This is a genomic window from Microseira sp. BLCC-F43 (assembly GCF_041929235.1).
GTDB lineage: Bacteria > Cyanobacteriota > Cyanobacteriia > Cyanobacteriales > Aerosakkonemataceae > Microseira.
Window position 1 is genome coordinate 21,273 of record NZ_JBHFNP010000159.1, and the last position, 16,401, is coordinate 37,673.

17 protein-coding genes and 1 pseudogene are annotated in these 16,401 nt (G+C 44.7%); 9 read left to right on the top strand and 9 right to left on the bottom strand.

Translation table 11 applies throughout. The annotated features are described in order from the left end of the window. Positions 1–6 precede the first annotated feature (6 nt). Positions 7–150: a hypothetical protein gene (locus ACE1CM_RS22715; protein ID WP_374880622.1), complete on the top strand. Its 144-nt coding sequence runs from the start codon at positions 7–9 to the stop codon at positions 148–150. Here the strand turns inward: ACE1CM_RS22715 and frr are convergent. The 8 genes and pseudogenes from frr to ACE1CM_RS22755 all read right to left on the bottom strand — a co-directional run bounded on the left by frr (position 137) and on the right by ACE1CM_RS22755 (position 4,721). Next, positions 137–685 carry a ribosome recycling factor gene (gene frr, locus ACE1CM_RS22720; RefSeq protein ID WP_374880624.1) on the bottom strand — a complete coding sequence of 183 codons (549 nt, stop codon included), beginning with the start codon at positions 683–685 and terminating at the stop codon, positions 137–139. The genes ACE1CM_RS22715 and frr overlap by 14 nt on opposite strands. After that, the gene (pyrH, locus tag ACE1CM_RS22725; RefSeq protein WP_374880626.1) at positions 672–1,400 is read right to left on the bottom strand and encodes a UMP kinase; all 729 of its coding nucleotides are present in this window, start codon (positions 1,398–1,400) and stop codon (positions 672–674) included. The genes frr and pyrH overlap by 14 nt, the downstream gene beginning before the upstream one ends. A gap of 176 nt (positions 1,401–1,576) precedes the next feature. After that, positions 1,577–1,717 (bottom strand): annotated as a pseudogene (locus tag ACE1CM_RS22730) (zinc ribbon domain-containing protein); the annotation flags it as partial. Between the two features lie 74 nt (positions 1,718–1,791). Then, positions 1,792–2,211 (bottom strand): hypothetical protein, encoded by a 420-nt coding sequence (locus tag ACE1CM_RS22735; protein ID WP_374880628.1) that lies wholly within the window; start codon positions 2,209–2,211, stop codon positions 1,792–1,794. A 429-nt stretch (positions 2,212–2,640) separates the two neighbouring features. Further along, on the bottom strand, positions 2,641–3,150 hold the full coding sequence (locus ACE1CM_RS22740) for an IS607 family transposase (protein ID WP_374880666.1): 510 nt from the start codon (positions 3,148–3,150) through the stop codon (positions 2,641–2,643). Between the two features lie 52 nt (positions 3,151–3,202). Next, positions 3,203–3,427: an HNH endonuclease gene (locus tag ACE1CM_RS22745; protein WP_374880668.1), complete on the bottom strand. Its 225-nt coding sequence runs from the start codon at positions 3,425–3,427 to the stop codon at positions 3,203–3,205. Positions 3,428–3,864: 437 nt separating this feature from the next. Further along, positions 3,865–4,413 carry a thioredoxin family protein gene (locus tag ACE1CM_RS22750; RefSeq protein WP_374880630.1) on the bottom strand — a complete coding sequence of 183 codons (549 nt, stop codon included), beginning with the start codon at positions 4,411–4,413 and terminating at the stop codon, positions 3,865–3,867. Between the two features lie 143 nt (positions 4,414–4,556). Next, a complete protein-coding gene (locus tag ACE1CM_RS22755) occupies positions 4,557–4,721 on the bottom strand; it encodes a hypothetical protein (RefSeq protein ID WP_374880632.1) in 165 nt (54 codons plus the stop codon). On the opposite strand from ACE1CM_RS22755, the gene ACE1CM_RS22760 reads away from it, so the two are divergent. The 4 genes from ACE1CM_RS22760 to ACE1CM_RS22775 all read left to right on the top strand — a co-directional run bounded on the left by ACE1CM_RS22760 (position 4,702) and on the right by ACE1CM_RS22775 (position 9,965). Then, complete coding sequence (locus ACE1CM_RS22760; RefSeq protein ID WP_374880634.1) at positions 4,702–5,595, top strand: alpha/beta fold hydrolase; 894 nt, start codon at positions 4,702–4,704, stop codon at positions 5,593–5,595. The two genes, ACE1CM_RS22755 and ACE1CM_RS22760, sit on opposite strands and share 20 nt — an antisense overlap. A 550-nt stretch (positions 5,596–6,145) precedes the next feature. Next, on the top strand, positions 6,146–7,534 hold the full coding sequence (locus tag ACE1CM_RS22765; protein WP_374880636.1) for a sensor histidine kinase: 1,389 nt from the start codon (positions 6,146–6,148) through the stop codon (positions 7,532–7,534). Then, positions 7,512–8,186, top strand: coding sequence for a response regulator transcription factor (locus ACE1CM_RS22770; RefSeq protein ID WP_374880638.1), 675 nt, complete (start codon positions 7,512–7,514; stop codon positions 8,184–8,186). The genes ACE1CM_RS22765 and ACE1CM_RS22770 overlap by 23 nt, the downstream gene beginning before the upstream one ends. Before the next feature lie 192 nt (positions 8,187–8,378). After that, the gene (locus ACE1CM_RS22775; RefSeq protein WP_374880640.1) at positions 8,379–9,965 is read left to right on the top strand and encodes an iron uptake porin; all 1,587 of its coding nucleotides are present in this window, start codon (positions 8,379–8,381) and stop codon (positions 9,963–9,965) included. Between the two features lie 388 nt (positions 9,966–10,353). On the opposite strand, the gene ACE1CM_RS22780 is transcribed toward ACE1CM_RS22775, so the two are convergent. Next, the gene (locus ACE1CM_RS22780; protein ID WP_374880642.1) at positions 10,354–10,896 is read right to left on the bottom strand and encodes a DUF2808 domain-containing protein; all 543 of its coding nucleotides are present in this window, start codon (positions 10,894–10,896) and stop codon (positions 10,354–10,356) included. A 522-nt stretch (positions 10,897–11,418) separates the two neighbouring features. Between ACE1CM_RS22780 and ACE1CM_RS22785 the strand changes: the two genes are divergently transcribed. The 4 genes from ACE1CM_RS22785 (at position 11,419) to ACE1CM_RS22800 (ending at position 16,346) form a co-directional block, all read left to right on the top strand. Further along, positions 11,419–12,666 (top strand): glycosyltransferase family protein, encoded by a 1,248-nt coding sequence (locus ACE1CM_RS22785; protein WP_374880644.1) that lies wholly within the window; start codon positions 11,419–11,421, stop codon positions 12,664–12,666. A gap of 36 nt (positions 12,667–12,702) precedes the next feature. Beyond that, entirely contained in the window at positions 12,703–13,917 is a 1,215-nt protein-coding gene (locus tag ACE1CM_RS22790; protein WP_374880646.1) for a glycosyltransferase family protein, read from the top strand. A 12-nt stretch (positions 13,918–13,929) separates the two neighbouring features. After that, the gene (locus ACE1CM_RS22795) at positions 13,930–15,117 is read left to right on the top strand and encodes a glycosyltransferase family protein (RefSeq protein ID WP_374880648.1); all 1,188 of its coding nucleotides are present in this window, start codon (positions 13,930–13,932) and stop codon (positions 15,115–15,117) included. Between the two features lie 92 nt (positions 15,118–15,209). Continuing rightward, positions 15,210–16,346 (top strand): glycosyltransferase family 2 protein, encoded by a 1,137-nt coding sequence (locus ACE1CM_RS22800; protein WP_374880650.1) that lies wholly within the window; start codon positions 15,210–15,212, stop codon positions 16,344–16,346. Positions 16,347–16,401 lie beyond the last annotated feature (55 nt).

Consider the following 16,401-nt stretch of genomic DNA (forward strand, 5'->3'; position numbering starts at 1 on the left):
TTGTCCGTGGAACCGCGATCAAGCGCCTACGAAGAACGGGAACGGCGATCAAGCGCCTACGAAGAACGGAACGGCGATCAAGCGCCTACGAAGAACGGCAATCCCTTTCAGGCTAATCGCTGGTGCATCGGTTGGTTTATACCGTGGTGATGTCTTTTTCTTTTTCGGCTAACAATTCATCAATTTTGGCAATGTACTTGTCGGTCAGTTTTTGAATTTTATCTTGCATGTTCCGCGCTTCATCTTCAGAAACTTCGCTGCTTTTTTCCTGCTTGCGGATGTTTTCTACGGTGTCGCGGCGGATATTGCGAATCGAAACTTTTCCTTCTTCGGCATACTTAGCAGCTACTTTGACTAATTCTTTGCGGCGTTCGCTGGTGAGGGGAGGAATATTCAACCGAATCACCGAACCGTCGTTACTAGGAGTTAAGCCGATATCCGACATGGAGATGGCTTTTTCGATTAAGTTCAAACTGCTGCGGTCGTAGGGTTGAATTGCAATGGTACTCGCATCCGGGGTATTGATGTTGGCTAGAGATTTGAGAGGTGTTGGACTCCCGTAGTATTCTACCATTACCCGGTCGAGGATTGCGGCATTGGCTCTCCCCGTGCGGATAGAATTAAACGCGCGTTGAGTAGACTCAATCGCTTTTTGCATATGACTTTCAGCATCAGCTAACTTCACAAAAACCTCCGACAATTGTTCCCACAGGTTCTCCCATGACTGCGCGATGGATATTGCCGCGAACTCCCAGGTCAAACACCATAATTGGGATGTTGTTCTCTCTACATAGAGCGATCGCCGTCCCATCCATCACTCGCAGATCGTTAACCAAAACGTGACCGTAGGTCAAGCTTTGGTAGCGTTTGGCATCTGGATTCACGTGGGGATCGCTATCGTAAATCCCGTCTACTTTTGTGGCTTTAAAAATCACATCGGCGCCAATTTCAGCCGCTCTTAGCGCCGCCGTTGTATCGGTGGTAAAGAAAGGATTTCCCGACCCAGCGCCAAAAATTACCACTCGTCCTTTTTCCAGGTGACGTATGGCGCGACGCCGGATGTAGGGTTCTGCGACTTCCTGCATGGCGATCGCGGTTTGCACGCGCGTCGGCACGCCGATTTGTTCCAACCCATCCTGCAACGTCATGGCATTCATTACCGTTGCGATCATGCCGATATAGTCTGCCGTTGCGCGATCCATCCCTGCTGACGCGGCTTTGACGCCGCGAAAGATGTTACCCCCACCGACAACGATAGCGATTTGAACGCCGCTGTTGATCACTTCTGCCACTTCCTGAGCGATTTCTTGCACCACCCCCGGATCGATTCCGTAGCCAAGGTTACCCATTAAGGCTTCACCGCTCAGCTTTAGCAATACCCGCCGGTATGCTATCCCCATCTAGACCTCCGCCAGAATATTCCCACCACAATAATTATTGTTTATCAAGTCAAACAATCTCCAACCTAAGATAGCAGTACAGGGGGCAGATGTGCAACTTTTAAGCTAATCAAAACGCTTAAACCTGATTAACTATAGCATCCGTCAATTCTGACAAATCAGAAAGCCCGATAGAATCATGGTTCAAGGGTTTTGGCAGTTGCCTGCCAAGCACGCAAAATATTACGTTCGCCCTTGACATCACGCGGGATACGAATCCCACAATCTGGGCATTTGAACACTTTTGCGCCACCAAGCTTGTGGTGAATGCAGCCACAGTTTCCGCCAGTTTTTTACCTTTATGATTCGTTGCATATAACAACAATCACGCCTTTTATTGCTTGAGCTTTTGCTAAAAATTTTTATGGTAAATAATCAAGATATTGCCCAGATAATTGTTTTTAATCCAGCGCTTTTTAACCGAATTATTTTGGAACACCATCTGACTATAGTCAAAAGTAGGAAGAAAAATCACTTTGTAGTATTTTACCAAAAAATTAGTGGTTTTGTTGTGCAAATCTTTGCTCAGATTTTGGATTCTTTCTCTGATTCGACCAGCAGCAATCGCGATCTTTCTCCCCTGTGGGCAAGCAACCTTGGTAGAACGGCTAATTAGTTTGTCAAGGTGTCTACACTGCTTTTGAATGGGTCCGATGTCTCGCTTGCTAATCTCTAAGACGTTCTCTCGATCGTAGCCAGTTAAGAAAGTGGGATTGCCAGCAACTTCTTTAGGTTCAGGAAAGCAGCCAAACCACTTACCACGACGGTACACCAGCTCTGTCCCATACTCGCATTGGTAGGGGACTGATTGCCCAATCGTAGCAAACTTTAACGCTTTGGTTGTGTGGCAATACCACGTGCCATTTTTGTAATTAACTCAAGTTGCTAGTTATCTCTCTGGGAGCGGCTAATGGCGTTACTAGGCTCTGCCGTGGTCACGAGGCTAATGGCGAGATTGGTAAAAATCCAAGATTAGCAAGCTTGCAATTAGCAATTAGCAACGCGCTTGTTTATAACTAGCAACTTGCGTTAATTACCAGCCAAGAACTGTATTGTTTGGCTGGTGGCTGATGCCGATTTAAACTTGGCAATCCCTCCATCTTTTTTGCCGCTGCGGAAGGCATCGTCAGCTGCAAAACAAGCTGCTTGCCGTTACAGTACTGAGCCAGCCAGCACTTCTGTGACCTTGTGCAGTTCGGGGCTAGGATATAGCCTGATTTTCTGCACACTGTTGGGTTGAGGTTTTGTCGAGAGCGATTTTGAGTGACGGATTTTCTTTTTGTAAGTCTTCTTTGATTTGTTTTGAGTACTTCCTAAGTCCGTAAAGCCGCGAACTGAAACAGTGGATGATGGACAACATATCTGCAACGAGTTCTTGTTCTGGACTGAGGAAGCTGTGATTGAGAACCACGAGTTGGCACTCAAATTTTTCCCATAACCACCTCACCAGTTCAAATCCGAATCTGACAAGTCGGTCTGGGTGAGCAACGACAAGACATTGGATATCACCGTCGATGATTCCCTCCAAAATGGAAAGGAATTTCTTCCTTCTAAAATTGAGTCCGCTTCCAACTTCTGAAATGACTTCCGCCTCTGGGTACAGCGATCGTAAATGCTCCAGCTGTCGCTGCAAATCTTCTTGCTGGGAATGAGTCGGGTAGAGTCGATAGGAGCAATGTATCCCTACCTCTCTTTCAGAACGGAACGTGATGGTTTCCCATCATTTTGCTCCTCAATAACTTCACCTTTGTCATAGGTACGATTCAAAACGGTTTATCATCATGGCATTTGTGAATGCAGCCATCTTGAGCCGTTTTTGTGTCGTGACAATGTGGATGTAGAAGTTGAAGATTATCGTAGGTATCCTTACCACCTAATGATATTGGTTTGATCTGGTCAATTTCTACACTGTCTGTAGGTGTAAAGTACAGACCGCAGTGAGTGCTTTTTCCTTTCTGTGCCTTGAGTAGTTTTGCTACTCTAGTAATGCAAGTTGCTAGTTATAAACAAGCGCGTTGCCAGCTGGCTAATTGCTAATTGCTAATCTTGGATTTTTACTGACATTAGCCATTAGCCATTAGCTGCTATGCATGAGATAACTAGCAACTTGAGTTAGTAGGTACTTCGGGGTGTTCGCCACGTCGCTTACTCCAATAAATCCAGTCACCGTTATCTGGGCTAGCGTTCCCCTTAACTTTGATGTGCCTAATAATAGGCGTCGCGGAGTGTTGGGTTAATTCTCATCCCTCTTCGGTGCAAAAACACCAATTTTGGTCGCCTACTGTTCTCCAGTATTTTTCCTTATTGATGCCCTTTTTTCCCCTGTATCTAGCCCAGGCTCGTAGCTTTTGATACGTAAGATGTTCAACCTTTGAGAAGGTTTCACTGCTGCTGACTGACGTTCCAATTACCTATTGCCACGTCTTCACGCTCGCCATTTGATTAAAGAGCAACCGACGGGTTCGGTAAACGATGGGTTGATTGGTTCTGAGTTGAGCAATTGAGCGATCGCATTGCGTAAATAAGCCATCTCCAGCAATTCCGGTGCTTGAGGACGATCGTTAATACTGCCGCAGTAACGCAGCACGCCTTTATCGTCTAACAGGAATGCCTGGGGTGTCACCGCTGCACCAAAGCTCTTCGCCACATCCTGAGTTGGATCTCGCAAGTAGGGAAAGTTGAGTTGATACTCGTCACTGAAGGAAAGCATGTTGTCAAAGCTATCTTCGGGATACAAGCTAGCATCGTTGGCGTTGATGCCGATCAAGGTAAACCCTTCGCTCTCAAAATCCGCCTGAATTTTTTTGAGATGGTCGATACACGCCTTAACGTAAGGGCAGTGATTGCACATGAAAATAACCCCAACCCCTCGGTACTTTTCCAGATAGCGAGCCAGGTGGTGAACTGCTCGATCGATTCCCGGCAGTTCAAAATCGGGAGCGTAGCTGCCAATGGTTGTGCCGGTTTTTTCCATATCAGGGAGATTTTTGATTTTAGATTTGAGATTTGAGATTTGAGATTTTGGATTTAACAATTGAATTTTAATCGGTTATCTGCCGTTTGATCGGTTTTTCCAGATAGGAGTTTGCACCAGCCTCTGCAAAAATCACCAAGTCATTATCTCGATCCTGACATAATTTTGACCCCAGCTGCACGGGTAGCGGAAAAACCATCACAGCCCACATTCCAGAATTTGTAAATAATTGTAACAATAATAGATGGCACGCTGCCATAGGCGATCGCACCATTCATTCCCACTCCCATGATCGATACTGTTTCCACCACCACCACTCACACCTGGACATGGCAAGGTTTCCCCATCTGCTATCAAACTCAAGGAAACTCTGGTCCGGCAGTCGTTCTAGTCCACGGATTTGGCGCTTCCTGGGGACACTGGCGCAAAAATATCCCCGTCATAGCACAAAATGCACGAGTTTACGCGATTGACTTAATTGGTTTTGGCGGTTCGGCAAAACCCACCCCTGGAGTCGAGATGAATTACACCTTTGAAACCTGGGGAAAGCAAATAGCCGATTTCTGTAAAGAAGTCGTCGGCGGTGCCGCTTTTTTAGTCGGTAATTCGATTGGCTGTATCGTTGTCATGCAAGCTGCGGTAGATTATCCAGATATTGCCAAACAAGTTGCCTTAATCAACTGTTCCCTGCGGATGCTGCACGAACGCAAGCGCATCCACATGCCTTGGTATCGCAGCTTTGGCGCATCGGTGGTTCAACAGTTGCTAGGGGTGAGATGGATGGCACAGCTATTCTTCCGTCAAATTGCCAACCCTAAAGCGGTACGTAAAATTCTCCTGCAAGCTTACAAGCATCCCGAAGCCGTTACAGATGAATTGGTTGATATGCTAATTTCACCCGCTTTCGATTCGGGTGCGGTGGATGTATTTGCTGCCTTTACCCGCTATTCTTCTGGGCCATTACCGGAAGATTTGCTGCCAATTTTACCCTGTCCTGCCATCATGTTGTGGGGAACAGATGACCCTTGGGAACCCTTTGATTTAGGGCGAGAATTGGCAAATTACCCCCAAGTACAAAAGTTTATACCTTTGGAAGGTGTGGGACATTGTCCGCAAGATGAAGCCCCGGAATTAGTCAATCCAATTTTACAAGATTGGATTTTACAGCAATCTGCTTACTAGGGAAACGGCAGGAGAAAAACAATGATGATAAACGTTTTTTTTGTCTTTAGTTGAACCTTTGATAGGTAGAGATCGCGGGTCTTTGACCCGTGATTTTTACCCAATAAGTTTGATTCTCATTCTTACAGGACTAATAGACATACAGCAAAGGATAGTTTTGTCAAGCCCCTAGTACTCAGATCCTGGGTATGCGTAAGCGTGTGACAGGGGCTTTAATCCTGTTACTTTAGCCTTAGTCCCTACCCCCGTTGATTCGACTGCAAATGGCTACAAGTGTATTTCACGCCCGTGGCAAACCGCTATCAGGACTTTAGTCCTGACTACGAACTGCATAAATACTTGTGACCATTGATACTAAAGTTTCTTCGGAGTATTGCTGCGCTCTGCTTTTGTTGATTGTGGCAAAAAAGAAGGAAGAACGAATTGCGAACTATTGTCATAAAATATTATGATGAATCAAAGAAATTTAAAATGACGCATGAAGAATCAGCAGACAGGATGGCGCCGAGTACTTTTTGGAACACGCACACGTATTCTAGGCTGGTGCATCTTGCTGATTGCTTTTTCTGACGTAATATCTATTCTGGCAATTCGTCAAACTCTATTTGCTCGCTTAGAAAGGCGAATTCACAAGTCTCTCAATCAAGAAGTAGAAGAGTTCCGCCAACTGGCTAAGGAGGGGAAAGACCCCAAGACGGGAGAATCTTTTGGCAGCGATGTGGATGGACTATTCAAGCTATTTCTGTCTAGAAATATTCCCAATGATGATGAGTTTTTACTCGCTATTGTAAACGGGAAATTGGACAGAGCTAGCCCCAGGGCGGTGCCACCACCTTTAAGCGGGGATTCAAACATTATCAAGCAATGGGGGCAAGTAACCCAGCCAAGTGGGGGAGAAATTTTAACGACTGAAGCTACGATCCTTTATCAAGCAGAACCCGTGATAGTTGAAGGCGAAGTGCGAGGGGTGTTTGTGGTCGTCCATTGGCTTTCAGGTGAACGAGAAGAAGTAGATGAAGCTGTTTTTGTTGTGATTCAGGTGGGAATTTTTGTCTTAGCGGTAGCCTCAACGTTAGCTTGGATTACGGCTGGACGGGTGCTGGCTCCCCTAAGCCAACTTACAGAAACGGCTCGCGAAATTAGCGAGTCTGACTTGACTCGACGAATTCCTGTCAAAGGTGCCGATGAAATTGCCGAATTATCTGCTACGTTTAACGAAATGTTGGATCGCTTAGAAAATGCTTTTGCGAGTCAGCGAAACTTTATCGATGATGTGGGACACGAATTGCGAACGCCGATTACAATTATCCGAGGCTATTTGGAATTGTTGGGACACGACATTCCCCAGCAACGGGAAACCATCGAGTTGGTGACGGATGAATTGGCTCGAATGAATCGTTTTGTCGATGACCTTTTGCTGCTAGCTAAGGCAGAACAACCGGATTTTTTAAACTTGGAACTGGTGGATATTGGTTTGTTGACTGAGGAAATTTTTGCTAAGACAAAAGCTTTAGGGGATCGCAACTGGCGTTTGGAAAGTCAGGGAAAAGGACGCATTGTCGGGGATCGTCAGCGGATAACTCAGGCGATAGTGAACTTGGCGCAGAATGCAACTCAGCACACAAAAGAAGGAGATGAAATTGCTTTGGGTTCGACGGTAACTCATGGTAAAGTTCATTTTTGGGTAAGGGATACGGGTGTGGGAATTTCCCTTGCCGACCAAAAGCGGATTTTTGAACGGTTTGCTCGTGCTGCTGCGAGTCGCCGTCGTCCGGAGGGGATGGGTTTAGGATTAGCTATTGTCCGCGCGATCGCAGAAGCTCATGGCGGTTCAATCGAACTGGTTAGCAAACCGGGTGCAGGCTCTACTTTTACATTGATTTTACCACCGGAACCCCCCCAGGAGGTATTTTTAAATGAATCGCATTCTAATTGCTGAAGACGAACAGCGAATTGCCAATTTTCTGGAAAAAGGTCTACAAGCAAATGGCTTCACCACCACGCAGGTTGCCAACGGTAATGAAGCCGCTTCTATAGCTTGTAGCGAAAATTTCGACCTGCTGATTTTGGATATCAATCTGCCTAATAAAGATGGGTGGAAGGTACTCGAAGAAGTACGGGGTCGGGGAGAGAAAATGCCAATTATTATTCTCACAGCTAGGGGCGATGTTAGCGATCGCGTGGCTGGATTAGAAAGTGGTGCAGATGATTACATGACCAAACCGTTTAGCTTGGAAGAATTAGTGGCGCGGGTGCGCTTGCGGTTGCGCGATGCCAGCGCACCAAAAGCGAATGAAGAGATGGTTTTAAAGGTAGGCGATGTTACATTAGACTTACGCAAGCGCGTGGTGAAGCAAGGCGATCGCACTCTCGATCTTTCTGTGCGGGAATTCGCTTTAATGGAAATGTTTCTGCGTCATCCAGGGCAAGTTTTGAGTCGCGATAGCTTGTTAGAACATGTCTGGGGTTACGACTACGACCCCGGTTCCAATATCGTAGATGTTTATGTGGGATATCTGCGTAAAAAGCTCAAAGGCGACTATATCGAGACAGTCAGAGGGATCGGTTATAAACTCCGGAATAATCGGTAATCGGTAATGGGTAATGGGTAATGGTAATGGGTAATCGGTAATCGGTAATTGGTCATGGGTAATGAAAAACAATTTTACCAATGACCAATTACCAATGACCAATGACCAATTGTGAGAATTTTCTCATTTATGATTCATGAAATAATTATAAAAAAATAATATAATTTTGCTGCAAGTAGTAGAGCAAAAACAGTGGTTGAGGGTGAATTGAACAGGTTGTTAAACTTAGGTCAAAGTCTTATATTGGGGAGCTATTTAAGCTTAATTTACATCGAAAATTCCTTCGCGTTCCACATGCCATTTGCTCAGACAAGACAACCGCAAACTCCCATTTATCCAAGCAACCCCAATCAACAAAATAAACCCAGAGAACGCATTACTCCAGTGTGGCAATTAACCGATGTTCAGCCAACAGATTGGGCTTATCAAGCACTCCGATCTTTAGTAGAACCCTACGGAGTAATTGAAGGTTATCCAGATGGAACATGGCGGGGAAACCGTCCCCTCAGCCGCTATGAATTTGCGGCAGCACTTTACGCGGCGATGGAGTATCTGCGTCCAGTAACAAAAGAAGAGATAGAAGCAATCAACCGATTGCAGTCAGAATTTTCCACAGAGTTAGCAGAAATTAAAGGAAAATTTGAGAGGAGCGAAAATCGCCAGGGGACGGCAGAGCCATTTTCTTTAACTACTAAACTGACTGGGCAAGTGCTGTTTGCAGTCAGCGGTGTGGGGGATACTCAAAGAGCAGATGGGAGTGGGGAACGCACGGACAATAACCTCACATTTGGTCAGCGAAACAGGCTGACTTTTGATACCAGTTTTACTGGCAAAGATCGTTTGAGAACTCGCCTGCAAGCTAGTAATATTTCCAGAGTAGATAGAGCGACGGAAACAAGTATGGCTCGCTTATCCTTTCAAGGGGATAGCGGCAATCAATTTGAAATAAATCGCTTGAACTATCGCTCTCCTCTGGGCAAAAAAGCTACAATTGTGGTTGAAGCCGTAGGGGGTGGATTAAATGATATAGCCGAGCCTATAAATCCTCTTTTTGGCTCGTCTTCTGAGGGGTCGCTCTCGCGGTTTGCAGCGAGAAACCCCATCTATCGACAAGGAAACGGTAGCGGTGTGGGGATGACTTATGAATTTAACGATGCTGTTAGTTTAAGTTTCGGATATTTAGCAGAAGAAGCGAACGATCCGCGCATGGGAATTGGCGGGGGTGCTTATGGTGCAATCGCGCAACTCACCTTTGAACCCAATGAAAGGGCGGCGATCGCTTTAGCCTACGTGCGGTCTTACAATAACATCAATACGGGAACGGGAAGCGATCGCGCCAACGATCCGTTTGATGACGAAAGTGAAGCGATATCTGCCGACTCTTTAGGAGTGCAATCTAGTATCGAATTCACACGTAATTTAACTTTATCAGGCTGGGTGGGCTTCACCCGCGCCACCGCTACCGATTTACCCGACAATCCTCAAGCAAACATTTTAAACTGGGCGCTGATGCTTGCGGCGAAGGATTTAATTAAAGAAGGCAGTTTAGCTGGTTTAATGATTGGTGTACCGCCAAAGGTTATTAATAACGATTTTGCCGTTGATGGTAGCGACTATGAAGACCCCGATACCTCATTGCAACTAGAAGCTTTCTATCGGTATCCAGTCATGCCTAATCTAGCCGTTACCTTGGGTTTTTTGGTGGTTACAAATCCCGAACACAACCGGGATAACGACACAATTTATCTAGGGACAATTCGGACAACTTTTAGTTTTTGATGCTAATTGCTAATTGCTAATTGCTAATTGGTCATAAGCTAATCGTCATTGAAATTGCATCACCGCGTCTCCCTGTCTGGTGCGTCCGGTGCGTCTTTGGGGCAATCTGCATTATGCAACTTGAAGGCACATCAGCTTATCATGTCCGGGTACATCGTCATCGTATATTTTGAGGGTTGTAGGGGCGGGTTTTACAAATTTTTTTGGCCTCCCACAGTTTTCAGTGGCGTCAACAACAGGGTAGGGGCACGGCATCAATAGGCTTTGCTGCTAACTCAAAGATTTTCCCACGCCGTGCCCCTACAATCAACGGCATCAACAGGCTTTGCTGCTAACTCAAAGATTTTCCCACGCCGTGCCCCTACAATCTATGGGAAGGGACAGGATATCAAACCCCATCATTATTATCTTCATAAATCTGAATCCGCCCAAATCCTAAAAACTGACCGTGGGGTTTTTCCCCGGTTGGAAATGCGGTAACACCGTATAAATAAACACCTCCGACATTGGGATTGCGAGTCGCATAAAGTCTGATGGTGACTGTTTTACCAGGGGGAACGGGTGGGTCAAAAATCACTTTTATCCCTCGCGTTTGGGGGTCGATTGTGACTTCTTTTAAGGATAATCTGGCAGCGGGACGGTTGCGGGTTCCCTCAAATGCCTCGGTTCTATTGAGATCGAAACGCGGACGCGCCGTGCCTTGTTGTTGTGCGATCGCCACTTTCTGCAAAGGCTCCCCCGCATTTTCCGGCATCGCGAGGGTAAAATAATACCTTGCACCCCAGGAATTAGCATCCTTTTGCGTCGTTACCGCACCCATCAAACGCGGCGGGTTAGCAAAGTAGGTGGTTCCATCTGCAAGTCGGATAGCTTGTGCAGACCAAGCAGCAAGGCTGAAAATACCTGCCGACAAAGCTAGTGCGATTGGCATCTGCAAGTGATGAACCTTCATATGCAGTACCCAAGTCAACTGGTGAGTTCAAAATCAGTAGTATTACTTACAATTTTCACATCTGTTGATAAGTTTTCTGTTAAACTTCTATAAGAAAAATTTAACAGAAGAGCCAGTCGCATCGTACCTGCCCCGCAGACGTTTCCCAGTCTCAGTAGTTCCACAGGCCAAATGAGAACTTTCTCATAACAACTTCATATAATTTTTATAAAAGTTTACTAAAATACAAATACAGCAATCCTCTGACTATCAGCCTCAAGGTTGAAAGTCAGCCGCTCGTTCTGTAGCAGAGGAAAACCGCTGCAAAGAAAGGTAAAAATTAGCCGGAACCTTCTTGATTTATGCACAGTCAAGCTACCCAAAGAAACCGGGTTTCTATCAAAAAGTTTCTAAGATGATCGCGCGTAAGTCCTGAGTGCGAAACTTCAACAACAGTTTCGCTAATTCCCTCATGAACATTCGCTCTAAACAGCCATTGAAAACATTGGGAGGCATTTGAAAATGAGACTGATGGTTTATTCTCACGATACGTTCGGTCTCGGCAATATTAGCCGAATGCTTGCCATTTGTAACTATTTGTTGAAAGCCATTCCAAATCTTTCAATTCTAGTCGTATCTGGTTCGCCGATGCTGCATAGTTTTCGGCTACCTCAAGGACTTGATTACGTCAAACTGCCTTGTCTGAATCGGGGGGAATCCGGTCAATTATCAGCTAAATATCTCAACACTGAAACTGATGAAACAGTCAAGCTTCGTTCCGAAATAATTCTGGCGACAGCGATTAATTTCAAACCGGATATGTTCCTGGTTGATAAAAAACCAGATGGCATAGCTGGAGAACTAAAAGCCACAATAAAATATTTGCACTGCGTGCTGCCAGAAACCAAACTAATCCTGTTGCTGAGAGATATCCTCGACAGTCCGGAAGTCACGATTCCAGAATGGAAAAATAACGGTTATCACGAAGCGATTTACTTTTATTACAACCAGATTTTGGTTGTGGGAATGCCAGAAGTTTTTAACCTGACAAGGGAATATAAATTTCCCGCTCATACCGCTAAAAAAGTCCGATTCTGTGGCTACATCCGTAAAGAACCCGGTTTGAAGCCTCGTAGCATCCTCCGCCAAGAATTGCAAATCAAATCAGACGAACAATTCGTGTTAGTTACGCCGGGTGGCGGTCAAGATGGCGATTACTTGATTGCCAACTATTTTGCCAGTCTAGAACATCTTCCTGAGTCACACAAATTAAAAAGCGTCATCCTGTGTGGCCCCGAAATGAAGGCATCCCAGAAACAAGCCTTTTATCAGACAGCGCAAAAATATCCCCACGTTCAAATTAGCGAATTTACCGATGATTTGATCAGCTACATGGAAGCATCTGACATCGTTGTTTCTATGGGTGGCTATAACACGGTAACCGAAATTCTTTCTTTAGGAAAGAAATCAATTATCGTTCCTCGCGTCAAACCAGCTAAAGAGCAATTAATTCGCGCTGAACGACTACATCAATTGGGTTTAGTGAAAATGATTCATCCGGATTGTTTGACACCCCAAGGCTTGATGGAAACAATTTTAGAACAACTGAGCGATTCCACCAGTCATATTCCTGGGGTTTCGCGCCTTGATTTGGATGGACTTCCTCAGACTACTCGCTACATTTATAACCTGTTGCATGGCATTGAGTCTGACGAATTTGCCTGCAGCTATTCCAAGTCTTTATACGCCGATTTACCCACAGCGGTTTAAAGGCTATTGAATCACGGAAAATTAGGGAAGAGGTGTATGAAAAATATCTTGTTTTACTGCCAAAATCTTCTAGGTCTAGGTCACTTAGTTCGGACAACAGAAATCATTCGCCACCTGAGTAAGGACTTTAAAGTTTGTTTGGTTCAAGGTGGAACGCCTGTGCAGGGATTTGAACTGCCATCGGGTGTTGAAACAATCCACCTACCAGCAATTCAGGTAGACCCGACAACGCTCTGGTCAGAAAATAGAACAATGATTGCAGAGAGTTCGCTCAGCTTTGAGGAAGTTAAAGAAATTCGCAAAAATATGCTCCTCAAAGTGTTTGACGTATTGCAGCCTGATTGTTTAATTACAGAAGGTTTTCCCTTTAGTAAAAAAAATAGTTTGTCCTTTGAGTTAGTACCACTCCTAGAGCGAGTAAAAACGACAAAGCCTTCAACCAAAGTTGTTTGCAGTCTGCGAGACATTTTTATGGTCAAGAATACTGAAGAACGCGCCAAAGAAGAAGCAGAAAGATGTCAGTTTATGAATCAGTACTACGACCTGTTACTGTATCATTCCGATCCAAAAGTGCATCGATTAGAAGAAAGTTTGGCTAAAGCAAAAGACCTGAAATGTCAAGTATGTTACACAGGATACGTCGTCCAATCTCCAATAGAAAATACTGGAGTTACTGACGAAGATATCGCCAGCTTGACCAGTCAAGCACCCACAATTTTAGTCAGTGTTGGCGGGGGTAAACTGGGTCACGATTTACTGGAAGCTGTGATAGAAGCTGCTGCAATTCTGGAAAAACACTTGCCTCATCAAATTCAAATCTTTACGGGGCCGTTGATGCCAGATGACAAGTTTTTGCAACTGCAAAAGTTAGCCGCAGATAGAACTAACATCAACATTCGGCGTTTTACTACCCAGTTAATTGAGCATATGGAAAAAGCAAGTCTTTCCATAAGTTTGGGTGGCTATAACACGACAATGAATGTTCTCAAAACTGGCGTTCGCTCGATGATTTACCCTTCTAATAAAGACCGGGAACAGGCAATTAGAGCCGAAAAGCTAGAAAAAATGGGAATTCTTGAAGTGATTCGTCCTGAGGATTTGTCACCCGCTCATCTGGCTGAAAAAATTATTGCCTCTCTCAACAAAGAACCTGTTAAAAACCTCTGCCAAAATTTGGAATTACAGGGAGCGCAAAAAACTGCCCAATTGCTGCAAAATTTACTTGAATTACAACTGATTGAGGCTGCTTAAGTAGAGGGGAAAATGAAAAAGGTTTTGTTTTACTGTCAGTATCACTTAGGAATGGGTCATCTGGTGAGGAGTACGGAAATTATTCGCAGCCTCGCTAAAGAGTTTAAAGTCTGTTTTGTCAAAGCGGGAACGGAAATAGAGGGGTTTGATTTTCCAGCCAATGTTGAATTGGTGACTCTACCTTTACTGTTGTCGGAAAACAAGCAAGTTAAAGTTGCAGACAGTTCTCAAAATATTGAGGAAGTGAAGGAAAGTCGCAAAAATTTACTGCTCAAAGTGTTCGATGAATTCCAGCCTGATTGTTTAACGATCGAAGGGTATCCGTTCAAGAAATATCAGTTTGAGTTTGAATCTATTCCACTGTTAGAGCGAGTGCAAGCAACAGGACGTAAAACTAAAGTTGTTTGCAGTCTGCGCGATGTGGTGATGGCTCAAGCATATGAAAATCGGGAGGCGATTATCGAGAAGACTTGCGATCGATTGAATAAATACTTTGACTTACTCCTGGTGCATTCCGACCCCTCTTTTCATCGTCTAGAAGAAAGTTTCCCTCAAGTCCAAGACATCAAATGCGATATCCGTTACACGGGATATGTCGTTCAATCTTCTCCGGAAAATCCTGCCGTACCCCTGGAAGATTTGATTGATTTTAATCGGAAAAATCCGATGATTTTAGTGAGTGTAGGGGGTGGACAATTAGGGCACGAACTGTTAGAATCAATTCTAGAAGCAAGCTCAGTAATAAAACAGCTTTTACCCGACTATCACCTGCAAGTATTTACTGGGCCTTTTATCCCGAATGAAAAGTTTTTACAACTGCAAAAAGCAGCAGAAAACAAATCCAATCTGACCTTGAGGAAATACACATCGCAGTTATTGGCTTATATGGAAAAAGCAGAACTTTCCATTAGCTTGTGTGGCTACAATACTGCAATGAACATTCTCAACACAGGTGTGAAGTCGATGATGCTTCCTTCTAATAAAGATTGGGAGCAGAAAGTGAGAGCCGAAAAGATGGAAAGACTGGGAATCGTCAAGGTGATTCAGCCAGATGATTTAAAACCAGAAAAGTTGGCTAAGAAAATTGTCGAATATCTTTACCAACCTGTTGTGAAAGAGTTTAAGGATTTTGAATTTCAAGGCGCACAAAAAACTGCCCAATTCCTGAAAGAGTTACTCGAATGCAAAGTGGCTGCTTAATCCTTGTTCGTAGTAAGGACTTTAGTCCTTTATTACAAAGCTTTAAGGACTGAAGTCCTTACTACAAAACCATTCATTTCTCAGGAGCAATTATGACCGTCACTACCAACTTACCCCAAGAACAATCAGCAATGGAGACATCAACCATGCAAACACCACTTGTGACAATTGTCGTAGTACCACGGGAGCGTTTTAGCTATAGTCGGGAGTCTTTAGAAAGCATCTACAGCGAAACCGATGATTATCCCTTTGAATTAGTGTACGTCGATGGTGGTTCTTCTCCCTCGCTCAAGCGCTATCTGCAAGAGCAATCCCAGGAGAAGAATTTTAAACTGATTCGCACCGAGCATTTTATTTCCCCTAACAAAGCCAGAAACTTGGGACTTAAAGAAGTTAAAACCAAGTATCTTGTGTTTATTGATAACGACGTACTGGTTAAACGCGGTTGGTTGCAAAGCTTAGTAGAAACTGCGGAAGAAACTGATGCAACCGTGGTTGGGACTTTAACTTGCATTGACGAACCCGTGCATGAAGTCGTTCACAATGGGGGTGGCGAAACTTACTTTGAAACTCGCGTAGAAAATGGCAAATCTGGACGATTTGCGGTGCAAAATAGCTATTTAGAAGGACGGCGTGTTTCTAAGATTGCCCACGAATTGAAGCGGGTTAAGTGCGATTTCGTTGAGTTGCACTGTGCGTTAGTGCGGACTGAATTCTTGCAAAAACATGGCGGGATGGATGAAGGGTTGCTTAGCACGAGAGAACACATCGATTTGTGTTTGATGGCGACTCATAATGGCGGTACGGTTTATTGCGATCGCAACAGCATAGTCACATACATGACTGGTGCAAAATTAGACTGGTGGGATGTGACTTATTTTATGTTGCGCTGGAGTGATGCTTGGGATCTAGCCAGCTTTAATCACTTCCGCCAAAAGTGGGGACTTGAGGAAGATTGGTATTTTGAAAAGCGGTATAATCGTCTCGGACGCCGCCGCTATCGCGCTTTACTCCGTCCTGTAATTAGCCGTTTCCCTTTAAAAGATCAAAGGAATTGGTTTGCAGACTTTATCAAAGATGTGGAAAGACCGCTGAATAATTTTATCAGCGACATCTATGCTCGGAAACATGAATATGCTCGTCACAGTTTGGGTTTGCGGAAGCCGAACAAGGTATTTGAAAAACCTGAAGAATCTAAGCCTCTGGTTGCTTCATCTGTGAATGGGTAATAGGTAATAGGTCGTAGCTCGGATACTGGAGGCTCTGCCTCGGTTCGGATACTGG